Origin of the sequence: Pseudomonas sp. B3(2017), assembly GCF_002113595.1 — a bacterium.
Lineage (GTDB): Bacteria > Pseudomonadota > Gammaproteobacteria > Pseudomonadales > Pseudomonadaceae > Aquipseudomonas > Aquipseudomonas ekonensis.
Window position 1 is genome coordinate 110,985 of the sequence record NZ_NEIU01000018.1, and the last position, 25,420, is coordinate 136,404.

At 66.1% G+C, this 25,420-nt stretch carries 22 protein-coding genes; 6 read left to right on the forward strand and 16 right to left on the reverse strand.

From position 1 onward, the window contains the following. Nucleotides 1-96 precede the first annotated feature (96 nt). The 16 genes from urtA to cbiE all read right to left on the reverse strand — a co-directional run bounded on the left by urtA (nt 97) and on the right by cbiE (nt 15,959). The gene (gene urtA, locus CAG33_RS22935) at nt 97-1,362 is read right to left on the reverse strand and encodes an urea ABC transporter substrate-binding protein (protein WP_085582770.1); all 1,266 of its coding nucleotides are present in this window, start codon (nt 1,360-1,362) and stop codon (nt 97-99) included. 224 nt (nt 1,363-1,586) lie between these two features. After that, nucleotides 1,587-1,886 (reverse strand): hypothetical protein, encoded by a 300-nt coding sequence (locus CAG33_RS22940; protein WP_085582768.1) that lies wholly within the window; start codon nt 1,884-1,886, stop codon nt 1,587-1,589. A gap of 44 nt (nt 1,887-1,930) precedes the next feature. Further along, a complete protein-coding gene (locus CAG33_RS22945) occupies nt 1,931-2,941 on the reverse strand; it encodes an iron ABC transporter permease (RefSeq protein WP_085582766.1) in 1,011 nt (336 codons plus the stop codon). Then, a complete protein-coding gene (locus tag CAG33_RS22950) occupies nt 2,938-3,885 on the reverse strand; it encodes an ABC transporter substrate-binding protein (RefSeq protein ID WP_085630900.1) in 948 nt (315 codons plus the stop codon). Before CAG33_RS22950 ends, CAG33_RS22945 begins: the two co-directional genes overlap by 4 nt. Further along, nucleotides 3,882-4,670 (reverse strand): ABC transporter ATP-binding protein, encoded by a 789-nt coding sequence (locus tag CAG33_RS22955; protein ID WP_085582762.1) that lies wholly within the window; start codon nt 4,668-4,670, stop codon nt 3,882-3,884. The genes CAG33_RS22950 and CAG33_RS22955 overlap by 4 nt, the downstream gene beginning before the upstream one ends. Before the next feature lie 12 nt (nt 4,671-4,682). Then, nucleotides 4,683-6,806, reverse strand: a complete 2,124-nt coding sequence (locus tag CAG33_RS22960; protein ID WP_085582760.1) for a TonB-dependent siderophore receptor — start codon at nt 6,804-6,806, stop codon at nt 4,683-4,685. Between the two features lie 151 nt (nt 6,807-6,957). Then, nucleotides 6,958-8,337 (reverse strand): PepSY domain-containing protein, encoded by a 1,380-nt coding sequence (locus tag CAG33_RS22965; RefSeq protein ID WP_085640628.1) that lies wholly within the window; start codon nt 8,335-8,337, stop codon nt 6,958-6,960. A gap of 179 nt (nt 8,338-8,516) precedes the next feature. Continuing rightward, the gene (locus tag CAG33_RS22970) at nt 8,517-10,631 is read right to left on the reverse strand and encodes a TonB-dependent copper receptor (RefSeq protein ID WP_085640630.1); all 2,115 of its coding nucleotides are present in this window, start codon (nt 10,629-10,631) and stop codon (nt 8,517-8,519) included. Between the two features lie 83 nt (nt 10,632-10,714). Further along, nucleotides 10,715-11,152 carry a DUF2946 domain-containing protein gene (locus tag CAG33_RS22975; RefSeq protein ID WP_085640632.1) on the reverse strand — a complete coding sequence of 146 codons (438 nt, stop codon included), beginning with the start codon at nt 11,150-11,152 and terminating at the stop codon, nt 10,715-10,717. Nucleotides 11,153-11,173: 21 nt separating this feature from the next. Further along, nucleotides 11,174-11,653, reverse strand: coding sequence for a copper chaperone PCu(A)C (locus CAG33_RS22980; RefSeq protein ID WP_085640634.1), 480 nt, complete (start codon nt 11,651-11,653; stop codon nt 11,174-11,176). A gap of 48 nt (nt 11,654-11,701) precedes the next feature. Continuing rightward, nucleotides 11,702-12,103, reverse strand: a complete 402-nt coding sequence (locus CAG33_RS22985; RefSeq protein WP_085582750.1) for a DUF2946 domain-containing protein — start codon at nt 12,101-12,103, stop codon at nt 11,702-11,704. Nucleotides 12,104-12,215: 112 nt separating this feature from the next. Beyond that, nucleotides 12,216-12,539 (reverse strand): DNA-binding protein, encoded by a 324-nt coding sequence (locus CAG33_RS22990; protein ID WP_085582748.1) that lies wholly within the window; start codon nt 12,537-12,539, stop codon nt 12,216-12,218. 4 nt (nt 12,540-12,543) lie between these two features. After that, nucleotides 12,544-12,879 (reverse strand): type II toxin-antitoxin system RelE/ParE family toxin, encoded by a 336-nt coding sequence (locus CAG33_RS22995; RefSeq protein ID WP_085582746.1) that lies wholly within the window; start codon nt 12,877-12,879, stop codon nt 12,544-12,546. Between the two features lie 59 nt (nt 12,880-12,938). Then, a complete protein-coding gene (locus CAG33_RS23000; protein ID WP_085582744.1) occupies nt 12,939-13,661 on the reverse strand; it encodes a cobalt-precorrin-6A reductase in 723 nt (240 codons plus the stop codon). Beyond that, entirely contained in the window at nt 13,658-14,755 is a 1,098-nt protein-coding gene (locus CAG33_RS23005) for a cobalt-precorrin-5B (C(1))-methyltransferase (RefSeq protein ID WP_085582742.1), read from the reverse strand. The genes CAG33_RS23000 and CAG33_RS23005 overlap by 4 nt, the downstream gene beginning before the upstream one ends. Continuing rightward, nucleotides 14,748-15,959: a precorrin-6y C5,15-methyltransferase (decarboxylating) subunit CbiE gene (gene cbiE, locus CAG33_RS23010; protein ID WP_085640636.1), complete on the reverse strand. Its 1,212-nt coding sequence runs from the start codon at nt 15,957-15,959 to the stop codon at nt 14,748-14,750. Before cbiE ends, CAG33_RS23005 begins: the two co-directional genes overlap by 8 nt. A 182-nt stretch (nt 15,960-16,141) precedes the next feature. Between cbiE and CAG33_RS23015 the strand changes: the two genes are divergently transcribed. The 6 genes from CAG33_RS23015 to CAG33_RS23040 form a co-directional block, all read left to right on the forward strand. Beyond that, nucleotides 16,142-16,792 (forward strand): hypothetical protein, encoded by a 651-nt coding sequence (locus tag CAG33_RS23015; RefSeq protein ID WP_085582738.1) that lies wholly within the window; start codon nt 16,142-16,144, stop codon nt 16,790-16,792. 142 nt (nt 16,793-16,934) lie between these two features. Beyond that, nucleotides 16,935-18,233: a precorrin-3B synthase gene (cobG, locus tag CAG33_RS23020; RefSeq protein ID WP_085640638.1), complete on the forward strand. Its 1,299-nt coding sequence runs from the start codon at nt 16,935-16,937 to the stop codon at nt 18,231-18,233. Continuing rightward, nucleotides 18,226-18,852, forward strand: a complete 627-nt coding sequence (locus CAG33_RS23025; RefSeq protein WP_085582734.1) for a precorrin-8X methylmutase — start codon at nt 18,226-18,228, stop codon at nt 18,850-18,852. Before cobG ends, CAG33_RS23025 begins: the two co-directional genes overlap by 8 nt. After that, entirely contained in the window at nt 18,849-19,583 is a 735-nt protein-coding gene (locus CAG33_RS23030; protein WP_371857675.1) for a precorrin-2 C(20)-methyltransferase, read from the forward strand. The genes CAG33_RS23025 and CAG33_RS23030 overlap by 4 nt, the downstream gene beginning before the upstream one ends. Continuing rightward, nucleotides 19,583-21,277 carry a precorrin-3B C(17)-methyltransferase gene (gene cobJ, locus CAG33_RS23035; RefSeq protein WP_085640642.1) on the forward strand — a complete coding sequence of 565 codons (1,695 nt, stop codon included), beginning with the start codon at nt 19,583-19,585 and terminating at the stop codon, nt 21,275-21,277. Before CAG33_RS23030 ends, cobJ begins: the two co-directional genes overlap by 1 nt. Before the next feature lie 273 nt (nt 21,278-21,550). Beyond that, a partial coding sequence (locus CAG33_RS23040; protein WP_305880241.1) for a TcdA/TcdB catalytic glycosyltransferase domain-containing protein occupies nt 21,551-25,420 on the forward strand: 3,870 nt, incomplete at its 3' end.

Below are 25,420 nucleotides of genomic sequence, written 5' to 3' on the forward strand. Positions count from 1 at the left end.
ACCTGGCGAACCGAGGTGATGCCATCGCTGGCAAGCCAGCTCCCACAGGATCGGTGTCAGGCTCAGGCGTCGTGCCCAAGCCTGACGTTCAAGGGGTCAGTTGCTCTTCACCGCATACTCCGGCTTCTTGTCGTTGCCCGGGATGAACGGGCTCCACGGCTGGGCGCGGACCGGGCCTTCGGTCTGCCAGACCACGTTGAACTGACCGTCCGGCTGGATCTCGCCGATCATCACCGGCTTGTGCAGGTGGTGGTTGGTCTTGTCCATGGTCAGGGTGTAGCCCGACGGCGCGGCGAAGGTCTGGCCGGCGAGGGCTTCGCGCACCTTGTCGACGTCGGTGGACTTGGCTTTCTCCACCGCTTGGGCCCACAGGTGGATGCCGACGTAGGTGGCTTCCATCGGGTCGTTGGTCACGGCCTTGTCGGCGCCCGGCAGGTTGTGTTTCTTCGCGTAGGCTTTCCAGTCATCGACGAATTTCTTGTTCACCGGGTTCTCGACGGACTCGAAGTAGTTCCACGCCGCAAGGTTGCCCACCAGCGGCTTGGTGTCGATGCCGCGCAGTTCTTCCTCGCCCACCGAGAACGCCACCACCGGCACGTCGGTGGCCTTCAGGCCCTGGTTGGCCAGTTCCTTGTAGAACGGCACGTTGGAGTCGCCGTTGACCGTGGAGACGACCGCGGTCTTGCCGCCGGCCGAGAACTTTTTGATGTTGGCCACGATGGTCTGGTAGTCGCTGTGGCCGAACGGGGTGTAGACCTCTTCGATGTCCTTGTCGGCCACGCCCTTGGAATGCAGGAACGCGCGCAGGATCTTGTTGGTGGTGCGCGGGTAGACGTAGTCGGTGCCGAGCAGGAAGAAGCGCTTGGCGCCGCCGCCGTCCTCGCTCATCAGGTACTCGACCGCCGGGATCGCCTGTTGGTTGGGCGCGGCGCCGGTGTAGAACACGTTCGGCGACATTTCCTCGCCTTCGTACTGCACCGGGTAGAACAGCAGCCCGTTGAGCTCCTCGAACACCGGCAGCACCGATTTGCGCGACACCGAGGTCCAGCAGCCGAACACCACTGCCACCTTGTCCTGGGTCAGCAACTGCCGGCCCTTCTCGGCGAACAGCGGCCAGTTCGACGCCGGGTCCACCACCACCGGCTCCAGCAGCTTGCCGTTGACGCCGCCCTTGGCGTTGATCTCGTCGATGGTCATCAGCGCCATGTCCTTGAGGGACGTCTCGGAGATCGCCATGGTGCCGGACAACGAATGCAGAATCCCGACCTTGATGGTCTCGGCGGCCTGGGCCGTCCAGGTCATGCCCATCGCGGCAATGCTTGCCGAGAGTGTGAAAGCCTTGATCAAACTGCGACGCTTCATTGTGCGATCTCCATGAACGTTAAAGTTTTTTATGGTTGGCAGATGCGGACGACTGAAGGGTGTTTTGCAAGGGCTGTGCCCGGTCTGGATCGGGCAGGAAAATGTCGGTCTAGAGCGGTTGCGCGCAGAGGCGGCGCACCAGGAGGGGACAGGCGGCAGGGTGTGGTGCAAGGAAGTGCTTCATCGTGGTGCTGCCGCCAGGCGGCAGCGGTGTCGGTTGCAACTCAGTTCACGCCGGGGAACGAATCGACGTACTTGATGGTGAAATCAGGGAAGGAATCAACGATCTGGATTTTGTAGTCGGGAAAGCTGTCGACGGTTTTCCATTTGCCGGCCGAGTCCGGGAACGAGTCGACTCTCTTCACTTTGAGGTCGGGAAACGAGTCCACAACCTTCACCTTGTAATCGGGGAAGCTGTCGACGAATTTGATCTTGCCGTAGACCTTCGAGACATCGACGGTCGTATCGGCCAGCACCGCGCTGGATCCCACAAACAGCAACGCGACAACAGCTGTTTTCAACATGACGCTCATCCTGAGAAAAATCGGGTGCGCAGTCTAAGGCAGGCTCAGCGGCGGCGCATCAGGCCGATGAAGAACAGTCCGCCGAGGGCCGCGGTGGCGATGCCGATGGGCAGGTCTTCGGGAGCGATCAGCGTGCGTGCGGCGACGTCGACCCACACCAGAAACACACTGCCGAGCAACACGCACACCGGCAGCAGGCGCCGATGTTCTGCACCGATCAGACGCCGGGCGATGTGCGGCACCATCAGTCCGACAAAGCCGATGGAGCCGCTGATCGACACCAGCACCCCGGTCATCAGCGAAGCAATCACGAACACCCGAAGACGCACCGACCGGGCGTTCAGGCCGAGGGTGACGGCCGTCTGTTCGCCGGCCATCAAGGCGTTCAGCGGTCGGGCCATGCCCAGCAGCAGGATCAACCCGAGCAGGGCGCTGAGCGCCGGCACCGCCAACAAATCCCAACGCGCCAGACCGAGGCCGCCGAGCATCCAGAACATGACTGCCGAACTGGCTCGATGATCGCCCATGAACAGCAGCAGATTGGCGATCGCCATCATCACGAACGACACCGCCACGCCACACAGCAGCAGGCGATCACTGTCCAGCCGACCCTGACGGTTGGCGATGCCCAGTACCAGAAACATGCTCGACAACGCGCCGATGAACGCGGCGATCGGCAAGGTCAGCAGACCGACGATTTCACCGACGTGCAGCACCACGATCACTGCGCCGAGGGTTGCACCGGAAGTGACGCCGAGCAGGTGCGGATCGGCCAGCGGATTGCGCGTGACCGCCTGCAGCACCGCACCGATCAATGCCAGTCCGGCCCCGACCAGCGCACCGAGCAACATGCGCGGCACGCGGATCAGCCAGACGATGTGCTCCTGGCCGGCGCTCCAGTCGGGCACGCCGACGGCGAACAGCTTGTGCAGCAGGATCCGCCACACCACGTCCACCGGCACCCGCGCAGGGCCGAAGCCCAGTGACACCACGCATGACACCAGCAGCGCCGCGCCGAGGGCGATCAGCAGCCAGCCGTAACGACGACTGATCATTCGCCGTGGAACCCTTTGGCCAGGGTTTCAACCGCGAGCACGTTGTCGATCCCCGGCGTGGCCTGCACGTAGGGGATGACGATGAAGCGCTGGTTCTTGATCGCGTCCACCGATTGCAGGGCCTTGTTCTTCAGCAGGAATTCAATCTTCTGCTCGGCGGTGATTTCGCTGTAGTCGACGATGACGATTACCTGCGGATTGCGCTCGACCACGGTTTCCCAGTTGATCCGGGTCCAGCTCGCTTCGACGTCGTCGAGAACGTTGCGCCCTCCCGCGGCGTCGATCAGCGCCTGCGGCATGCCGAGGCGGCCGGAGGTCATGGCGCGGTCTTCGCCGCTGTCGTACAGGAACACGCGCGGTTTTTCGGCGGGCAGGTCTTTGCGGATTTCCGCGACCTGGCTTTGCATGCCGGTGATCAGCGCATTGGCGCGATCCTGCACGTCGAAGATCTTTCCGAGGTTGCGCAGGTCGTTGTAAGTGTCGTCCAGCGAGGCGGCCGGGCGCTTCATCACGAAGGCGCAGGACTCGGTCAGCTCATAGACGTTGATGCCCAGCGGTTGCAGGGTCTGTGGCGTGAGATCACCGCCGACGCGCATGCCGTAATCCCAGCCGGCGAAGAAGAAATCAACGTTGGCGTCGAGCAACGTTTCCACCGACGGGTATTTGGCTGCCAGTTCCGGCAAACCGTCCAAAAGCGACCGCATCTGCGGCGTTACCGATTTCCAGCCACTGATGCCGCTGTAGCCGGCCATCTTCGACTTGAGGCCGAGGGCGAGCATCATCTGGGTCATGTTGATGTCGTGGCTGACCGCGTGTTTCGGCGCTTCCTTGAAGGTGACTTCGCGGTTGCAGCTGTGGATCGCCAGCGGGTACTTCGTGGCCTCGGCGAAGGCTTGGGTGGTGCCCAGCAACAGGGCGAGGCAAAGCAGGGAGCGCACAGTCATGGTCGGGTAATCCAGGTGATTCGCGGGTAGCCGTGGAGGGGGTGTGGATCGATCAATGCTTCGACGCCGAACACGTCGCGCAGCAATTCAACGGTGAGCACTGCTTGCGGCGTGCCGCTGGCGACGATGCGGCCGTGGTTGATCACATACAACCGGTCGCAGAACGCGGCGGCCAGGTTCAGGTCGTGGATGCTCGCCAGGGTGCCGATCCGCAAACGCTTGACCAGTTGCAGCAGCTCCAGCTGATAACGCGGGTCGAGGTGGTTGGTCGGCTCGTCGAGGATCAGCAATTGCGGTTGCTGGGTCAGGGCGCGGGCCAGGATCACCCGTTGCTTTTCGCCGCCGGAAAGGGTGGCGAACGCGTGATCTTCGAAGCCGTGCAGCCCCACCGATTGCAGCGCCCGAGTGGCGAGGTGACGGTCTTCCAGCGTGTCGCCGTCGAACAGGCCTTTGTGCGGCGTGCGGCCCATGGCGACCACTTCTTCGACGGTCAGGCCGAAGGCATCGGGGAATTCCTGCAAGACCACGGCGATGCGTTGGGCGCACCAGCGCGAGGATTGCTTCCAGACGTTGTGGTGATCGAGCTTGACCTCACCGTGCTCCGGCTGACTGAAACGGTAGGCGCAACGCAACAGGCTGGTCTTGCCGCTGCCATTGGGCCCGATCAGACCGACGAACTCACCGGCGGCCACTTGCAACGAGGCGTCACGCAGCTGGAACTGGTGATGGCAGTGGCCGTGGCCCAGAGGTGTCCAGGCAAGATCGGTGAGGGACAGTGAGGTCATTTCGTTCCTGTTCTAGAAGGTGTAGTCAGCCGTGACAAAGAACGAACGAGGCTCACCCAGAATCCACTGCTGGCCCTCATTGTATTGGCTTTGCGCGTACTGCCGGTCAAACAGATTGTTCACCTGCAGACCCAGCGTGGTGTTGCGCAGCGCTTTCCACGACAGCGTCGCATCGACCACGGTGTAGCTCGGCAGCTCGTTGCGGTTGGCCATGTCGGCGTAGCGCGCATCGACATAACGCACGCCGGCGCCGGCCTTCAGATCGTCGGTGAGGGCCTTGTCCAGCCACAGGTTGGCGGTGCGCCGCGGAACGTCCACCGGACGGTTGCCGTTGCGCGAGACCGGGACGCCTGCGACCACCTCTTCGAAGTCGTCGTACTTGGCCTTGACGATGGCCGCGTTGGCCTGCATCCGCCAGGCGTGCGGCAGTTGCAGGTCGAGGCTGGCTTCCAGGCCGTTGGACGACTGCTGGCCGACCTGCTGCTTGAGCGTCGGATTGCCCGGATCGTCGGTCAGCAGTTTCTTTTTCACGATGCGGTAGGCCGCCAGGGTGAATTCGCCGCGGTCGTCCCAGAACAGCTGCTTCATGCCGATCTCGGTCTGCCGGGCGGTGGCCAGGTCGTACTGCTGCTGGCTCGGGCTCAGGGAAATCAGGCCGCCGACGCCGTCGGTGCTGGTGGCCACCTGACCGTAGAACGACGTCTGCGGCGTCAGGGCGAACACCAGTCCGGCCTTCCAGTTGTTGCCGGTCAGGGTCTTGTCGCTGCGGCTGTCGTTGACCAGGTTGTCGCGGTCCACGTGCACGTAGTCGCGGCGCACGCCGGTCACCAGCGACCAGCGCTCGCTCAGTTGCGTGCGGTTTTCGGCGAACGCCGACATTTGCTTCGTGGTGCTCTGGAACTGGCCGCGGTAAGGATCGGCGCTCTCGAAATGGCCCGGCTGCGGACGGTACACGTCCAGCGGCTGGCCGTCCGGCAACACGTCGTTGAACGGCGAGTTGCTGTCGAGGCGGAAGCGGATGCGGTTGTAGTCGACGCCGGTGACGGTCTGGCTGTCGAGGCCGAACAGCGAGTGCTTGAAGGTGAAGGTCTGGCGGTCGCCGACCTGCTCCTGCTTGTGGCCGATGCCGAAGTAGCCGCTGCGGCTCAACTGCTGGCTGTCGCGGTCGAAGTTGTAGTTCTCGGCGTTCTGCCAGCGGCGTCGGGCCTTGAGGTAATAGAGTTCGTTGCTGGCGCTGACCGTGTCGTTGATCTGCCAGTCGCTGGTCAAGCGCGTCCACTGGTCGTTGTAGTGCTGCTTGTCGTCGCGCACGTTGTAGTTCTTGTTGCGCAGGCTGTCCTTCAGGCGGCCGCCGATCAGCGGGGTGCCGAAATAGTTCTGCGGACGCTGGTCGCCGTAGTCGTGGGCCAGGGTGAAGGTCAGGTCGTCCCGGGCCTGCCAGCGCAGGGCGGCGCTGACGAAGTCGGCGGACGAGTCGCCGCGGTCGATCCAGCCGTTGCTGCGCAGGCGGTTGAGGTTCAGGCGGTAGCTCAGGGTGTCGCTCAGCGAGCCGCCGCTGTCGAGCGCCTGCTGCTGGGTGTCGAAGGAGCCGTAGCCGACGCGCAGGCGGTTTTCGATCTCGCCTTCGAAGGGCTTTTTCGGGATCGTGTTGACCACCGCACCCGTGGCGCCTTCGCCGTACAGCACCGAGGCCGGGCCGCGCAGTACGTCGACGCGCTCCACCGACCAGGTGTCGACCGGGAAGGTCACGGTGCCCATGCCGGTGTACATACGGTTGCCGTCATACAACTGCATCACCGAGCTCTGCCCGGTGAAGCCGCGGGCCTGCAACGAGGTGCCGCCGTCGCCGGGGGTGCCGGTGCGGCTGATGCCGGTGCTGCGCGACACGGCGTCCTGCACGCTGCGGTCGCCCCGGGTGCGGATCCGCTCGCCGGTGAGGCTTTCGGTGCTGGCCGGGGTCTCCAGGGCGCTGAGGTTCAGGCGCGAGCCGGCGCCGGTCGGGGTGGCGAGGCTGACGGCCTCGTCATCCACCGCCGGTGCGGTGATGGTGCCGGTGGGCAGCGTCAGCGGCGGGGCGTCGGCATGGGCGCCGTTCGCCGCGAACAGGCAAAGGCCGGACAGGAGGTACTTGTTCATCTGAGCTTCAAATCGCTTCTTCAAAAGAAAGCCCGCCGTCCTTCGACGGCGGGCAAAGCGGTCATTTAGCGTTATGCAGTAACACTAAAATGTCCGGGGGGCTAAGCCCCGAAAGTGTATAGAAGCGTCTAAATCACGCATCTCGCCTGATTCATGATGAAGTTGAAGCCGATTCAGTTTGCCGCCCCAACCGCGACAGCACCAGCCAGTCCAGCAGCCCCACCACCACCAGCGAAGCCCCCACCAGCGGGAATGCCACGCCCAGCGCCAGCATGATCGCCACCCCGGTCTTCCATTTCGGCAGGTCGTGGCGCAGCGGCGGGACGCCGAACTTGCCCTGCGGGCGGCGCTTCCACCAGATCACCACGCCGCTGACCGCGCTGAGCAGGATCATCAGGCAGATCAGCAGCACGACGATCTGGTTGAAGGTGCCGAACATCTTGCCTTCGTGCAGCATCACGCCGATCTCCGTGGCCCGGGCGACGGCGCCGTAGTGCTCGAAGCGCACGTCGGCGAGCACCTTGCCGGTGTACTGGTCGATGTGCAGGGTGGCGTCGTTGCGCGGGTCGTCGGCGAACACGGCGACGGTGAACACGCCGGTGGCGGTGGTCGGCAGGGTGATGCTGTAGCCCGGCTCGACGTTGCGCTGCTTGGCGATGTCCTGCACCGCTTGCAGGCTGACGGCCGGGGCCGCCGGGCCGTGCTGCATGCCGCCGTGGGCCATGTGTTCGGCGTGGTCGCCGGACATCGGCATCGGCGTGTTCTCCATGGCCCACGGCACGGTCTGGCGGGCGGCCGTGTTGAGGCTGCGGGCCTCGACGTCGGAGGTCGGCACGTTGTCCCACATCGCCGCCGGGAACACGTTCCACACCTGGGCGTACTGCTTGCCCCAGAAACCGGTCCAGGTCATGCCGCTGAGCAGCATCACCAGCAGCAGCGCGGCGCCCCAGAACCCGGTGACCGCATGCAGGTCGCGCCACAGCAGGCGGCCGCGGCTGCTCAGGCGCGGCCACAGGATCCCGGCGGCCTGGCCCCGCGGCCACCACAGGAACACCCCGGACACCACCAGTACCACGCCCCAGCCGGCGGCGAGCTCGATGAGCCGGTCGCCGACGGTGCCGATCATCAGCTCGCCGTGGATCGCCCGGGCGACGGCCTGCAGGTTCTGCTTGGCGTCCTGCTCGCCGAGGATGTCGCCGTGGTACGGATCGACGAACACGTTCAGTTCGTGGCCGGCGTCCTTGACCACGAACTGCGCGCTGCGTCCGGCGGTCGCCGGCGGCAGGTACTGGGTGACCTGGCCTTGCGGGTAAGCGCCCTTGACCCTTTGCAGCAGGTCATCGGCCGGCACGGTGTGGTGCCCGGCCGGGACGTTGAGCAGACTGCCGTACATCAGCGAGTCGAGCTGCGGCTTGAACAGGTAAATAATGCCGGTCAGGGCCAGCATCACCATGAATGGCGCGACGAACAGACCGGCATAGAAATGCCAGCGCCAGGCCAGGTTGTAGAAATTCGGTTTGGGCTGTTTCATCACGTGTGCTCCGCTTGGCTTGGATCTTTTAGTTGTTCATTCAGGCTTGACCGCCGCATCCCTTGTGGGAGCGGGCTTGCCCGCGAAGACGGCGGCACAGTCGGCATCGTGGCCGGCTGATGCACCGCTTTCGCGGGCAAGCCCGCTCCCACAGGGAGGGCGGACGTACCCGCGATGCTTTAGAAACTCATGTCCACCTTGGTCCAGAGCGTGCGCCCCGGCTCCTTGATCGCTTGCGGGTCGTTGGCCGGGTAGCCGAACCCGGCGTTGCCCGCCAGGTTCAGGTGTTCGGCGTAAGCCTTGCCGAACAGGTTGTCGACGCCGGTGCTGACCTTCCAGTGCCGGTTGATCCGATAGGCACCGTTGAGCGAGAACACGCCGAAGCCCGAACTCTTGTCGTAGTCCTTGCCGACCACGTTGCCTTTGTTCTGGTCGATGCGGTTCTGCGCGGCCACCACCCGCCACAGGGCGCCGGCGCTCCAGTCGTCTTCGCTGTAGGTCAGGCCGAACCGCGCGTCCAGCGGCGGCATCTGCGGCAATGCCGTGCCGTCGCTGCTGTTCTTGCCCCAGGCGTAGGCCAGGGTCGCGTCGGCTTTCCAGTTTTCGGTGAGCCGGTAGGCGGCCCCGAGCTCGCCGCCCATGATCCGGGCGTCGATGTTCTCGGCGCGGGAGGCCATGCCCGTGTAGTCGAACAGGATGTAGTCGCGCACCTGGCCGATGTAGCCCGAGGCCCAGGCGTCGAGGTCGGCGCTCTTGTAGTTCACGCCGAAGTCGAGCTGGGTGGTCTTTTCCGGCTTGATCGAATCGAACGCGTTCAGCGAACCGGCCGGGCCGGACTTGGGCGAGAACAGCTCCCAGTAGTCCGGGAAGCGCTGGGCGTGGCCCAGGCCCGCATACAGCGTGGCCGGGGTGTCGGCCAGGTCATGCTCGTAACGCACGAAGCCGCTGGGCAGGGTGTCGGCGCGGGTGTCGTCGGCGGTCGGGTTGGGGCGCGACATCATGCCCGAGCCGATGCGCTGGCGGTAATCCTTGGCCGAGGCGCGGTCCACCCGGGCGCCGGTGATCAGCCGGTCGCGGTCGGCGGCGTACCAGGTCAGTTCGCTGAACACGCCGTAGTTGTGGAAATCGGCGTCCTTGTTGCGCGGCACGTCCTTGTAGGCGTCGATGCCCATGGCGGCGCGCTGGCGGTGCTCGTCGGTCTGCGCGTCGAGGCCGGTGACCAACTGAATGTCGGCCCAGCGCCAGGTCGCCTTGATCCGTGCGCCGAGGGTGCGCCGGTCGACGTTGGAGGCCATCGGCCCGGCCATCATCCCGGTGCCGGACGGCGTGCGCAGGGTGTAGTTGTCCATCACGTGGTCGGCGTAGTTGTAGTAGACCTGCGCCTCCAGTTTCTCCAGCACGTCGGTGATGTCGGACTTCTCGAAACGCAGGCCCAGGCTTTCGCGCAGGAACTGCGAGCCGTCCATGCCGCGCCCGGCGTAGCGCGCGTCGCCGTCGCCGCGGCCGGCGGTCAGTTCCAGCAGGGTGTCGGCGTCCGGCGTCCAGCCCAGCGCCACATCGCCGTTCCACTTGTCGTAGCGCGAGGCGACGGTGTCGTTGTTGCCGTCGCGGTAATCGTCGGAGTGGGCGGTGTTGCCGATCACCCGCACGTAGCCCAGCGAGCCGCCGGCGGCGGCATCCACCACTTTGTCGAAGCGCCCGTTGGAGCCCGCCAGCACACTGGCGTTGACCCGGGTGCCGAGCTCGCCGAAGCGCTCCGGCTCGCGGTCGAACAGGATCGTGCCGGCCGAGGCGCCGGGGCCGTAGAGCACGGTCTGCGGGCCCTTGATCACGGTGAGCTTGTCGTAGGTCTCGGGGGAGATGTACGAGGTCGGTGCGTCCATCCGGCCGGGGCAGGCGCCGAGCATCACGCTGCCGTTGGTGAGGATGTTCAGGCGCGAACCGAACATGCCGCGCAGCACCGGGTCGCCGTTGGTGCCGCCGTTGCGCACCAGGGCGAAGCCGGGGATGGTCTTGAGGTAGTCGCCGCCGTCGCTGGCCGGCACCGGCTGGCGCGGATCCTTGGGGTTGGTGACGACGGTCAGCGGCGAGCTCGGGGCCAGGGCGGTGATCACCGTCGGGCTCAATTCTTCATTTGCGGCGGTGTGGCCGGCGTGTTCATCGGCCAATGCCAGCGGGGACAGCAGGACGCCGCAAAGGACGGCGGTGGCATGCCTGAAACGAACGCGGAATTCGGTCAGGGCAAAGGACGTTCGGGCAGGGCTCAAACGCGGGACAGCGGAAAACCTGGACATGACAATTTCCATCGGACAGTCGTAAACGACACGGGCGGCAGCCTGGGCTGTCTTCTTGACCGTGTGCAATCAGAGGTGGGTGTCTACGCTGCGACGGGCGGGGCGCGGGTGCGGGCGCCGGGGAAGAAGGTCTGCCGGGGATGGCCCAGGCGCGGGGAGGGTGGCGTGAAGGTGGTGGCCAGCGGGATGCTGAACGTGGCGAAGCTGCCGCCGCCGGTCAGCGCCGGGCAGTTGAACAGCAGGCTGCAGTAACCGCACTTCTCCCACATCACGTGGCGGGACGATTGCGGCGGGCAGTGCTCGGCGGCCGGTTGCGCGTCCGGCGCGGCGTGATCCATGCCCATGCCCATGTCCATGCTCATCGGCATGTTCATGGAGGCGTGCGAGTCCATCGGCATCGACTGGGAAACCAGCGGGCCGATGAAGATCATCAACATGGCGAACAGGGCGATCCAGCTGCCGCGGGTCAGGTCTCTGGCCTGACGGCGTTGCTGGAAGGGCCTGGCGCTCAGCGGGCGCATGGCCGGCGTCTGCCGTTGCGGTTACTGGGCGTGCGCGTGGGCCGCCATGGCCTGCGGCGCTTCCTTCTGCACGGCGACTTCGACGGTCACGTCACCGGCTTTCTCGAAGTGCAGGGTCAGCGGGAAGCGCTTGCCGTCGCTGAGCAGGCTGCGGTCGCTGGGGTTCATCAGCATCACGTGGTACGCCATCGGCGCGAAGGTCACGTTGCCGCCGGCCGGGATCGCCACGTTCGGCACCTGCTGCATCTTCATCAGGTCGCCCTGCATCACATGCTCGTGCAGTTCGGCCTTGGGGGCGATCGGGGAATCGACGCCGAGCAGGCGGTCGTCGGTCTTGCCGGCATTGTGGATCACGAAATAGGCGGCGACGGTCGGGGCGTTGGGCGGCAGTTCCTGCGACCACGGGTGGGCGATTTCCAGCTCGCCGGCCTTGTATTCGTGGGCATGGGCGAAGCACGCAGGCAACAGCAGCGCGGCCAGGACGATGATTTTGTTCAGCATGACGGTTCTCCAGATCGATTTGAAACGCAAGTCAAATGCGGCAACAAATCAAGCCAGAGGGGAAGCGCGGGGATTGAGGTTGGGCCATTGCTGGCGCGGTGAAGGCGTCTGCAGGGTGACGGGCGCCACGCTGCGGTTGCTTTCGTAACGGGCGAAATACAGCTGCGGCGTATGCCCGGGCAACGCCAGCACCGGCGCTGCGCCTGAGCAGCACCAGCAATGCTGCATGGTGGAATGGTCGTCGCCGCCCTGGGGCGCCTTCTGGTCGACGGTGCCGATGGACACCGCCACCATCTTCGTCCCGCTGCCGGTGCAGAAACTGCTCCACAGCAACTGTTCGGCCGGCGACTGCGCCGCCTGGGCCATCGAACCCGTCAACGGCATGGCGAGCATGTTGAACAGCACTGCGAAGCAGGCGATCCAGGCAATGGCAAGCCGGTGTCGGTTCATGGGACGGATCCGTCGGGTGGGCGATCAGGCGCGGCTATTTAGCCTGATCAGGGCCGATAAGTAAAAAAGCGTCGTGCGGTTTGGTGTCGCAGCAAATCCATCAGTCTTTCGCTCAGTTCGCCGGTACCGCATGAACTTCCATATCTACACCAAGCGTAGCGCGAATTACTGAAAAGATTTTCGCCAGATTGTCCATGCTCGGATTGCCTTTGGCGGACAGCATGCGATGCAGGCTTTTACTTGGCTTTTCAGTCTCTCTTGCGAGTTCTTCGAAACCTACGGTCGCGTTCACGAGGTCGCGCAGTATGATTCTGGCCATTTCGGGTTCGCCATTCAGGAACAGCGTCGCAGCCTCGTCAAGCAGTGCCTGAGCAAACTCCGGGTCACGCTGGGCGCGTTCGGCAATTGAATGTTTGTAGCTTCGAGTGAGAACCATCACATCACCTCCGGTTCTGTTCAGCTTTCTTTCGGGTTCGAAATTCCGCTATCAGCGCTTTCGCTTGTTTGATGTCCTTTTTCTGAGTGGACTTGTCCCCTCCACCGAAAAGAATGATCAGACGTTTTCCTTCTTGCGTCAGATAGATCCTGTACCCCGGCCCCCAGTTGATTCTGTATTCGCCAAGACCATCTAACCACTTGATATTGGAAGTGTTGCCCATCTCCAATCGAACCAAGGCAGTCGAGACCTTGGCTGCGGCCTGCGCATTCAGAGTGGCAAGCCACCGGCCAAAAGGGCTTGAATCGTTTTCTTGTAGATATTCTTCGAGTGAGATCACAGACGGCCCTGAAGGTAACAAATAGGTTACTTATCATGCAAGGCGTGGATCTTGCCTCATCAGCGACCTGTCTCCAATGCGGCAAGTGTATCTTCAAGCGTCAAAAACACCCGATCCACCTCCGGCAACACCGGCCGCCCCAACACAATCACCGGCACCCCACGTTCCCGCGCCACCGCCAGCTTCGGCTCGGTCGCCGCGCTGCCGCTGTTCTTGCTGATCAGCACGTCGATCCGCCGCCGCTCGAACAGCGCCCGTTCGTCCTCGATCAGGAACGGCCCACGGGCGCCGATGACTTCGCAGCGTTCGTTGCCGGGGTAGACGTCGAGGGCGCGCAGGGTCCAGAACTGGTGCGCTGGGATTTCGTCCAGGTGCTGCAAGGGTTCGCGGCCCAGGGTGAACAGCGGGCGGCGGAAGGGTTCGAGCGCCTTGACCAGCTCGGCCCAGTCGGCCACTTCGCGCCAGTCGTCGCCGGGCTCGGCTTGCCACGCGGGACGACGCAGGGCCCAGCAGGGGATGCCCGTCCGTTGCGCAGCGCTCGCCGCGTTGTGGCTGATCTGCGCGGCGTAGGGGTGGGTGGCGTCGAGCAGCAGGCCGATGCCCTCGTCGCGGATGAACTGCGCCAGGCCTTCGGCGCCGCCGTAGCCGCCGGTGCGCACCCGGCAAGTCAGGTCGGTTGGCACCCGGCCGATGCCGGCCAGGCTGTAGATATGTTGCGGCCCCAGGGTGCGGGCGATGGCCAGCGCTTCGGTGACGCCGCCGAGCAACAGGATCCGCTTCATCGAAACGCTCCCGCATGGCCGACGATGCCGCCTTGGCGGTCGATCGCGAAGACTTCGACCTGCACCTGCGCCGGCACCACGCTGCGGGCGAACTCCAGCGCGTGGCGGCAGACCTCGTCGCCGAGGGCGATGCCCGCCGCGCTGGCCATCGCCAACGCCTGCTGGCTGGTGTTGGCTTCGCGGATGCGTTGCTGCAAGGCCGCATCGGCGCCCACCGCTGCCGCCCAACCGGCCAGTTGCGGCAGGTCGATGCTCGAATGGCGCGAATGCAGGTCCATGTGTCCGGCCGCCAGTTTGCTGATCTTGCCGAAGCCGCCGCACAGGCTGAGCTTGTCCACAGGCACTTTGCGCAGGTGTTTGAGCACCGCGCCGACGAAGTCGCCCATTTCGATCAGGGCGATTTCCGGCAGGCCGTAGACCCGGCGCATGGTGTCCTCGCTGGCGTTGCCGGTGCAGGCGGCGATGTGCAGGTAGCCGTTGGTCTTGGCGACGTCGATGCCCTGATGGATCGAGGCGATGTAGGCCGCGCAGGAGAACGGCCGGACGATGCCGCTGGTGCCGAGGATCGACAGCCCGCCGAGGATGCCCAGGCGCGGGTTCATGGTCTTCAGCGCCAGGGCCTCGCCGCCCTCGACGTTGACGGTGACGTCGAAGCCGCCGCCATAGCCGGTCTCTTCGGCGAGCAGGGTCAGGTGGTCGCTGATCATCTTGCGCGGCACCGGGTTGATCGCCGGCTCGCCGACGGCCAGCACCAGCCCCGGCCGGGTCACGGTGCCGACCCCTTTGCCGGCGTTGAAGCGGATCCCGGGTTCAGCGCTCAGCCGCACCTGCGAGTAGAGCAGGGCGCCGTGGGTCACGTCGGGGTCGTCGCCGGCGTCCTTGATCGTGCCGGCCTCGGCGCCGTCGCCGGTCAAGCGGCAGAACTCCAGGCGCATCTGCACCTGCTTGCCCTTGGGCAGGGTGATCTGCACCGCGTCCGCCGGGGCGCCGCCGAGCAGCAGCCGCGCGGCGGCGAGGCTGGTGGCGGTGGCACAGCTGCCGGTGGTCAGGCCGCTGCGCAGGGGGGCGGGTTGTTCGGCGGTTTCGTCACGCATCGAGGGGTTTGACCAGTTCCAGCAGGGTGATCGGCAGCGCCTGGCGCCAAGTGTCGAAACCGCCCAGCGGCTGCGCCTGGGCGACGTGGAGGCGGGTCAGTTCGCCGCCGTGGCGTTCGCGCCAGTGCATCAGCGCGGTCTCGCTCTGCAGGGTCACCGCGTTGGCCACCAGCCGACCGCCGGGCTTGAGCTGCGCCCAGCAGGTTTCGAAGACGTTCTCGCGGGTGACGCCGCCGCCGATGAACACTGCGTCCGGACGTTCAAGGCCTGCGAGCGCCTCGGGCGCGCGGCCGCGAACCAGTTGCAGGCCGGGCACGCCCAAGGCGTCGCGGTTGTGTTCGATCAGTTGCTGGCGGCCCTCGTCGGCCTCGATGGCCAGCGCCCGGCAACTGGGATGGGCGCGCATCCATTCGATGCCGATGGAGCCGCTGCCGGCGCCGACGTCCCACAGCAGCTCGCCGGGGCACGGCGCGAGGCGGGCGAGGGTGACGGCGCGCACGTCGCGCTTGGTCAACTGGCCGTCGTGGCGGAACGCCGAGTCCGGCAGCCCGGCCAGGCGTGACAGGCGCGGGGTGCCGGTGTCGGCCAGGCATTGGAGGGCGATCACGTTGAGGTCGGCGACGACCGGGTCGTTCCAGTCGTCGGCGGTGCCGTCGATGCGGCGCTCGGCGTTGCCGCCCAGATGTTCGAGCACCGTGAGGCGGCTCGGGCCGAACCCGCGCTCGCGCAGCAGCGCCGCGACCGCCGCCGGGCTCTGGGCGTCGTTGCTCAACAGCAACAGGCGCACGCCATTGGACAGCTGCGCGTTGAGCGCCGCCAGGGGGCGGGCGACCAGGGACAGCGTCACCACGTCCTGCAACGGCCAACCGAGCCGTGCGGCGGCCAGCGAGCAGGAGGACGGCGCCGGCAGGACGCTCATCTCGTCGCCCGGCACCTGACGGGCCAGGCTGGCGCCGACGCCGTAGAACATCGGATCGCCGCTGGCCAGCACGCACACCGCCTCGCCCCGGCGCTCCAGCACCGGCGCCAGCGAAAACGGGCTCGGCCACAGCTGGCGCTCGCCACGGATGCACACCGGCAGCAGATCCAGCTGGCGCTGGCCGCCGACGATCCGCGAGGCGGCCATCAGGGCGCGCCGGGCATTCCTGCCCAGTCCCTTGAAGCCGTCCTCTCCGATACCTACCACTGTCAGCCAGGGCGCCATGCCGCTCCTCAATCCGGGGTTATGGGTCAAGGCGGCATGATAACGCGGCTGACGGCGTCTGGCGCCGGCCGGTTGCCGCTGAAACTTCATGTCGTGGAAAGCCGGTTGTCCTGCCCGGGGCGTTTGCTAGGGTGCAGCCTAAACAAACAGGCATGCCAGGGTTGGCAGCAAGGAATAGGGAAATGAATGAAGGAACAGGGTCGTTCGGGCATGAAGCGACGCTGGTGGGCGATGTCTTGCTCACCGGTGTCCGGGGGCAGCCGATGGCGGACTATGGTTTTGCGCGCGATTGCACCTATCTGGCCAAGAGAGAGGCCGACCGCGTCTACAACAGCAGTACCCAGCCGGGTCGGTGGATCGACTATTGCGCCGATCTTTTGTGGTCCCATGGCTGGAACCGTGACCAGCCGTCCGTGGAATACGTTCAGCCGCAGTTTTCCGGCAGCGTGAAGCAGGCGTGGATCAGGGTCGCCACCGCGCTGCTGTCCCGTGCCCAGGTGGCCGGCGTGGAGGCCGGGCTGACCTCGCTCGAGCGCAGGGCCGATCTGCTGGAGGCGACCAAAGGGCTCAGCGGGAAGGCCTTCGACCTGAAGATCGTGCCGGTCAGCTACAACGCGGCCGGCGACATGGAACTGGTCGTCACCCATGTGCGGTTCATCAAATCCAGCCTGAACACCCGCTATCTGTTCTGGGACATCTCGCAGGCCATGACCCAGCTGGACATCCGGGCCCGGCGGGTGGTGATCTCGCGCAGGGTCATGGAGGCCCGACGGCCGAGCGTGGCAAAGGCCATGGAAAAACTGTCGTTCGGGTTCAAGGATTACGAGCTGTAGCCGCTCCTCGGGCGTGCCGTGCAGTCTTGTGGAGGGTTTCCGACCGTCAGGCTTTTCATGGCCTCGGGCAAAGCAGGCATAATGGCAGCCTTTCGCCCGCCCACGTGCCCACCCAGCCGGTCAACCCTTGAACGAACGTCCGATGTCCACCGCCCTTCGCCCCTCGGCCTGTCCGGGATTGCTGCGCATTGTCCAGGCGCTGGACGGCGGCATCTGCCGGATCAAGCTCGACGGGGGGGCGGTCACGTCGGATCGGGCCGAGGCGGTGGCCGAGGCTGCCGAGCGTTTCGCCGGCGGCGTCATCGAGGCGACCAACCGCGCCAACCTGCAGATCCGCGGGATCGGCGACCGCTCCGCAGCCCTGATCGACCAGCTGCTGGCCGCAGGGCTCGGGCCGCGCACCGCCGCCGGCGACGATGTGCGCAACCTGATGCTCAGCCCGTCTGCCGGGATCGACCGGCAGATGCGTTTCGACACCCGTCCGCTGGCGCAGCAGATCCTCGAAACCCTGCAATGCCATCCGCGCTTTCATGAACTGAGCGCCAAGTTCGCCGTGCAGCTGGACGGCGGCGAAGCCCTGGCGATGCTCGAACATCCGCATGACCTGTGGCTGTCGGCCTGGGATCGCGACGGGCAGGCGTTGTTGGCCTTCGGCCTGGCCGGTTGCCCGACGGAACCTGCGTCGGCGGCGGTGGCGCTGGAGGACGGCCATGAGTTGATTGTCGCGGTGCTGGAGTTGTTCCTCGAGTCGGCGCGCCCGGAGCAGACGCGGATGCGCCATCTGCTGGATGAACTGCCGCTGCCGGCCTTCCTCGAACGGCTCGGGGCGCGCGTGCCGCTCATGGCCCTCGACGGCTGGCAGCGCCCGCAGGCTGACGGTGCGCTGCACATCGGCGTTCACCGGCAGCACGTGCCGGGACGGGTCTACGTCGGCGCGGTGCCGCCGCTGGGGCGTCTCGACCCGGCGATGCTGCGTGGCGTCGCGGACCTTTCGCGACGGTTCGGCGACGGCAGCCTGCGGTTCACCCCGTGGCAAAGCCTGCTGCTGCCGAACATCGAAGAGGCCGACGCCGGGCAGGTGTTGCTCGGGCTTGAGCAATTGGGTCTGCGCACCCAGGCACGCGATCCGCTCACTGCCGTGATCGCCTGCACCGGCGCCAGCGGCTGCGGCAAAGGCCTGGCCGACACCAAGGCCGACGCCCGCCGGCTGGCCGCGCTGCTGCCGCAGGCCCAGGCCGTGCACCTGTCCGGCTGCCCGCGTTCCTGCGCCGCCGCACACCGTGCCCCGGCGACGCTGCTGGCCGTCGGCCCCGGCCACTATGACCTTTATCTGCGCGATGCGGCGTTGCCCGGCTTCGGCGCGCTGCACGCTCAAAACCTCACTATCGACGCGGCCGCGAGCTTGCTCGCCGCCTGCTCACGGAGCCCCCTTGATGCTTGATTACATCCGCGACGGTCAGGAGATCTATCGCAACTCCTTCGCGATCATCCGCGCCGAGGCCGACCTGGCGCGCATTCCGGCCGACCTCGAAAAACTCGCGGTGCGGGTGATCCACGCCTGCGGCATGGTCGAGGCGGTCGACGGCCTGCAGTTTTCCGAAGGCGCGGGCAAGGCCGGGCGCGATGCGCTGGCCGCCGGGGCGCCGATCCTGTGCGATGCGCGCATGGTGGCCGAGGGCATCACCCGCGCACGCCTGCCGGCGGACAACCCGGTGATCTGCACCCTGCGCGACGAGCGTGTGCCGGCGCTGGCCCGCGAGCTGGGCAACACCCGTTCCGCCGTCGCGCTGGAGCTGTGGCGCGAGCACCTGGAAGGCAGCGTGGTGGTGATCGGCAACGCGCCGACCGCCCTGTTCTACCTGCTGGAGATGATCGATGCCGGCGCCCCGAAACCGGCGTTGATCCTGGGCTTCCCGGTGGGCTTCGTCGGCGCTGCCGAATCCAAGGCCGCGCTGGCCGCCGACAGCCGCGGCGTGCCGTTCGTGATCATGCAGGGCCGCCTCGGCGGCAGCGCCATGGCCGCCGCCGCCGTCAACGCACTCGCCACGGAGATCGAATGATGCAGGCACAAGGACGCTTGATCGGCCTGGGCGTGGGCCCCGGCGACCCGGAGCTGATCACCGTGAAGGCCTTGCGCCTGCTGCGCGAGTCGCCGGTGGTGGCCTACTTCGTGGCCAAGGGCAAGAAAGGCAACGCCTTCGGCATCATCGAGGCGCACCTGCAGGACGCGCAGAACCTGCTGCCGCTGGTCTACCCGGTGACCACCGAAGCGCTGCCGGCGCCGCTGTCCTATGAACAGGTGATCAGCGACTTCTACGACGGCGCCGCCGAAGAGGTGGCCGCGCACCTGGACGCCGGCCGCGACGTGGCGGTGATCTGCGAAGGCGATCCGTTCTTCTACGGCTCCTACATGTACCTGCACGACCGCCTCGCCGCCCGCTACGAAGCCGAAGTGGTGCCGGGCGTCTGCTCGATGCTCGGCGGCGCCTCGGTGCTGGGCGCGCCGCTGGTGTACCGCAACCAGAGCCTGTCGGTGCTCTCCGGCGTATTGCCGCACGAAGAGCTGAAGCGGCGCCTGGCGGATGCCGACGCGGCGGTGGTCATGAAGCTGGGACGCAATTTCCCCAAGGTGCGCCAGGTGCTGGACGAGCTCGGCCTGGCCGGGCGTGCGCTCTACGTCGAGCGCGCGACCATGGCCAACCAGAAGATCGTGCCGCTGGATGAGGTCGAGCCGATGTCGTCGCCGTACTTCTCGCTGATCATCGTTCCCGGCGAACGGTGGCAAGGCTGATGACTCCCATGCCTCCAGCCATCGTCATCCTCGGCCAGGGCAGCCTGGCCACGGCCCGCCGCATTCAGCAGGTCTACCCGACGGCGCAGGTCCTGGGCCTGGCCGGACGGGTCGACGGCGCCGACCGCACCTACGCCGAATTCGGCGCCGCCTTGCGTGAGCTGTACGCGCAGGGGACGCCGATCGTCGCCCTGTGCGCGGCGGGCATCGTCATCCGCACCCTGGCCCCGCTCCTTCTGGAAAAGGGCGCTGAGCCGGCGGTGCTGGCCGTCGCCGAGGACGGCAGCGCCGTGGTGCCGCTGCTGGGCGGCCTGGGCGGCGTCAACGTCATGGCCAGGGAGATCGCGGCCGGCCTGCAGGTCACGGCGGCGATCACCACCAGCGGCGAGCTGCGCTTCGGCACCTGCCTGCTCAATCCGCCGGAAGGCTACGTGCTGAGCGACCTGGAGTCGGGTAAACGTTTTGTCTCCGATCTGTTGGCCGGGCACCGTGTGCGCATCGAAGGCGCTGCGCCGTGGCTGGACCAAGCGCAGTTGCCGCAGGATCCCCAGGCGCAGCGTTCGATCCATGTCGGCAGCGATGCGCAGGCGGTGAGCGCCGATGAGTTGCGGATCTACCCGCGCAGCGTCGCGGTGGCGGTGAGTGCCGAAGGTGCGCAGCACATTCGCGCCGCGCTGCAGGCGGCCGATGTGGCGTTGCCGTCGCTGGCCTGCCTGGTCGCCGCCGACACCCGAATGACGGATCCGGCATTGCGTGAAACCGCGCTGGAGCTGGGTGTGCCGCTGCGTTTTGCCGCCGCCGCGAATGACATCGCCGGGCTGGCCCGCGCGGCCGTCCCAGGCGCGAAGGTCATCGAAGTGTCCTCGCGCATTGCCATCGCCGTGGCCGATCAGCCGCTTTCGGTCGACAGGATCGGCCGCCCGCGCGGACGCCTGGCCGTGATCGGCCTCGGCCCCGGCGCCGCCGAACTGATGGTGCCGGCGGTGAAGGCCGAACTGGCCCGGGCCACCGACGTGCTCGGCTACGAAACCTACGTGCGCATGGCCGGCCCGTTCCGCGACGATCAGATCCAGCACTGCACCGACAACCGCGAAGAGATGCAGCGCGCCCGCCATGCGTTCCGGCTGGCGGCCGAGGGGCGTTCGGTGATCGTGGTGTCGTCCGGCGACCCGGGCGTGTTCGCCATGGCGGCGGCGGTGCTTGAGGCGTTGCACGAGTCGGACGATCCGGCGTGGCACAGCGTCGAGCTGGAAATCCTGCCGGGGGTGTCTGCGTCCCTCGCGACGGCTGCCCAGGCCGGCGCGCCGTTGGGGCATGACTTCTGCGTGATGTCGCTGTCGGACAACCTCAAGCCGTGGTCGATCATCGAGAAGCGTCTGGACCTGGCCGCCGAAGCGGACCTGGCCCTGGCGTTCTACAACCCGATCTCCCGCGCACGTCCCTGGCAACTGGGCCGTGCGCTGGAGATCGTCGCCCGGCACCGCGCGCCGCAGACGCCGGTGGTGCTGGGCCGCGACATCGGCCGTCCGGGCCAGACCCTGCGCACGACCACGCTGGGTGCGCTGACGCCGGATCAGGTGGACATGCGCACCATGGTGCTGATCGGCTCTTCAACGACGTGCACGTTCCCCCGTGCGGAAGGCGGGGAGTGGGTCTACACGCCGCGTTGGTACGGTGAAAAACCAACGTCGTGACAACGTGAAAAACGTGTCGTTGTATTAAGGAAGGCCGTGAAACGGAAAGTTTCACGGCCTTTTTTGTGGTGCAAACAGGAGTGCTCGGAACAGGCTCGAAAAGTGCCGATAAACATTGTCGGCATCATTTGGTTTGAGCATGTTTCGTTGTTCTGTTTTTGAAAAGAATTGCATTCGTTGTCAATGGAGCCGGGGGCCTGCGCTGAGTAGTTTCCTGTTGGACGCACTTCTGCGTACTTCAAAAATGATCAGTGATGTCGAGGCATACATTCCATGCAGGATGCAAAAATCAAAAAGGATGAGGCGTACTGTGAGTTCATCGAACTGTTCAAGTTGAGCGCGCTGGAACAGGCATTGAGCCCATTCAAGGGCAGTCAGGAACACGACGCGGTGTTGCGTTACTACTTCGCCTGTATCGCAAAGCTTGAGTTGCACAGGTTGCAGGAGCCGCTGGCGCTGCTGAGACAAACACTGGAACCGATGCGTCAGACCGGTGCCGGAAAGGGGCCGGCGGACGGATTGACGCCGATCTGCGAAAAGATCGCCGACTATGAGACCCGCGTACAGCGCAGCCTAGAACAACTGCGAACGCCAGCCACCGAAGTGCCGAAGATCATACATTTCGTCTGGCTCGGCGGGGGCGTCGGCGAGATTCAGCGCGATTACCTCAATCTCTGGAAACGGGTGATGGCCGGCACCGGCCATGTCCTCAATCTCTGGTACGACAGCGATGCGCTGCTGGCCCACCACACCAACAAGCTGATCGTCGAGGCCGCGAAGGCCGATGCCCTTGCGCAGGTGGACGGCCGAAGCGTCACAGCGGATGAACTGGCGACGCTGTATGAAGCGCGGGCGATCGTGCTCAAGCAGCAGATGCAGGCCCATATCGAGGCGGCCGTCGCCGCCGGCCGGTCGGCGGATGACGCCAGGATCGATCTTCTGGTGCGTGCCTATGGCCAGGATGCCGATGCGTTGCGGGAACGGATCACGCAAAACCTGCTCAGCGTCGCGGCCTTCGGGGACGACGTCCTGACGCTGCGCGACCTTGGCGACCTTGAGGCGCCGATGGCGCTGCAGCACCTCTACGAACGGGAAATCCGCCTGCGCGGCAACCTGGCGGCGGCCTCCGACATCGTGCGCCTGCATGCGCTGGTCAGCGAGGGCGGCAGCTATGCGGATGTCGACGGCTTGCCGCCGCTGGCGGAGCGGCTCGGCGCGGTCGACATCACCGGCTGGGGCGCCGATGCCCGGCTCGGGGCCTTGCAACTGTTGCTCGACCGCAACCCTGACTGGATGCCAGGCCGGCAGGCCGTTCGCGGCCGCTACATCTCCTACTTCGAACGTATCCCTGAACAGTCCAGGGCCGCCCTCGATGCGTTCGCCAGCAGCCATCCGTCGCTGGGAGACGTCTTTCGGCGACCGGCAGAGCGGTCGGCGAGACCGTTCGAACTGCGTGCTGTCGCGGAGTCCAATTCGTTGAGCAATGCTTTCCTCATGGCTCACCCCGGTGCCGGGATGATCGAGGCGGTGCTGGAACGCATGCGCCTGAGCTATGCCGTCGTCGATGGCGCAGCGAAGCTGGCCCGGGAGCGAGGGGTGGCGTTCAGCGACAACGAGAGCATGGTGTCGCTTGCGCACGAGACCGTTGAGCAGGCGTTGGGGCCGTTGCCCGAACTGCCGATGGAAGAGGAAATCTTCGCCGGTTTGCTGGCCGACGCCGCTGCCGGTTACTTCCGTGACGGCATTCGCCCGCAAAGCGAGGGCACCATCTACCTGACAGGGCCTGCCGCCATGCGTGACGGCATGCGCAACTACCAGAAGCGGCATTTCACGCCGCAGGGCGCTGCGGCGCTGGGCAACGACCTGGTCATCGTCCCTTCGGCGACGGTCAACCGCATGACGGAAGAAGAACAGGATCATTCCTGGAAGGACAACGGAACCGATTCGTTGAAGTGGGTCAGCGACGAACAGGCCCATTGGCGGGACGGTCGGTATGCCATCCGTTACGGCGGCGACATCGCCCAGTTGCTCAAGCATTCGACGGTCGAGTTCCAGTCCGGCTGGCCCGTGATCGAAGGACGGGCGGTGCTCCTGAGCGGTGTCCTGCAACGGCTGGTCGACGCCTTGGGAGAACCGTTGGTGCAGGCCATGCGCAGCGGTCTGGACGGTGAGGTCAGGTTCGACAAGCCGCTGCCGCTGCGCTTCGAGGATCGGCAGGCCATCAAGGCGCAGCCGCTGGATGTCCTCCCGCCGGCCTTTGCGGGTGAAACCGGAATCGCAGGCGCAGGGGTGGACGAAGTCTTGGGCATGCTCGCCAAAGGCACCCTGCACGTTGTGCAGGCCGACCCGGTGCAGCGTCTGGCGTTGGGCGCTCTGCTGGGCGCGGACTCGCTGGACAACCGGCGTCTGGTGCAGTTGCACAGCGAGCTGGACAACCTGGCCAACAGCATCGGCGAACGGGGAAGCTCCAATCGTTACGCCGCCCTCGAACGGCATCTGTTCAAGCGCCGTCCACCCGGTTTCCTGGAGGGGCTGGCCAGTGTCGCCGATGAACCGGTGCTCTCCTCCGGCAGGGCGCTGGACCTGATGAAGAGCGTGATGCTCAATGCGCACACTCCGTTCCAATGGGGGCGTCATGTGGCGCAGATCCGACAGCTTGCCACGCTGGAACACCGGATCCAGGTGCAGGAGCGCGTGGAACAGGTGCTGCAGCGCTTCGACGCGGCCAGCGTCAAGCTGGTGCCGCAGGATCTGCTGCTGCAAGGTTCGGGGGACGACCTCGCAGGGCGCTGCTATCCGTTGTCCTTGGTGATGGGGGCCGCTTTGGCGCAGGGTGAGCAGGCCTCCCGGCGTCTGCGCGAGCGTTTTTACCTGGCGGTCCTGGAGCCTGAGCAGAGTGATTCCATCGCCTTTCTGAACGGACTGGAGACGCTGCGCGATGTACCGTTGAGCGAGGTGGGCAGGCCTGCGGCGCGGACGGACCTGAGCGGGATCCGCACCAGGCTGGAGGCCTCCGGCGACCGCCTCGGCCTGATGCTCATCTCCGACAATCACGTGCTGCTCGTGGCGAAGACGGCTGCGGATGCCGGCGGTGCCACGCTGCATTTCTTCGATCCCAACTTCGGTCTGTTCGGATTCAAGGAGCCCGCCGCGTTCCAGCAGGCGCTGGAGGATTTCTTCGTCGGCGCAGGCATGGCCGGCCACTACGCCGCATTCGGTGAGCCCGGCCGTCCGATGTTCGATGTGATCGAGCTTCAGGGCGAGCGGGTGTCCGCCTTGCCGCTCTCCGCCGGGTTGCGGCTGGCGCACCTGCTGGAGTCCGACACTTTGCCGGGGCAGCCCTCGGCCCTTCCGATCCGCCGGCGGGTGGCCAGTGCCCGTGGCCGGTCACTGAGCGACAATGCCCATCTGGGACGTAGCCTGCTGGATCTGGACAGCCGCTGGTGGGCCCGGCAGATCGCCGATGCGACGGTGGGGCTGCAGGCGTTGCACGCCTCGCCCAGACCTTGGGTGCCGTTGTTCGAAACGCTTGAAGTCACGCCTGACAGCGCCTACCGGATAACCTTGGTCGATCCTCTGGACGCGACCCATGTGGTGCAGGTCGCCAGCAAGGATCACCGGTTGCTGCGCATCAGGCAGTGGCTGACCGAGCGATTCTCGACGCTGGTGCGCAAACCCCAAGGGGCGGCGCTGCCGTCGGGGTCTGTCGAGGCGGGGGCGGTCCATACGCTCAACGCCGGCTTCGCGCTCCAGTCGCTGATGATGGCCTTGCGTGAGCGTGAAGGGGATGACCGCACGCTGACCTTGGCGGTGCGCCTGCACGGCTACGTGAATTATGCGCAGCTCGCCCATGGCCTGGCCGTGGATGCGGCCGGACTGATGAGACTGTATGCCACTGCCATCAACCAGGAGCCGGTCATTGCCCGCACCTGTGCCCCGCTGGTCGGCGAAGCGCTGGGCCACGTCGCCGATGAAGGGGTGGGATCGCTGCTGGGGCTGGCCAACGTGGGTTTTGACATCTACCAATTGGCGACCGCGAAGCGCGAGGTGGAGGTGGCCCGTTTCGGCACGCAGTTGGCGTTCGACTCGGCAGGTCTCGTCGCGGGGTTGGGGGGGCTGGCGGCGGCCGCCAGCCCCCCCAAC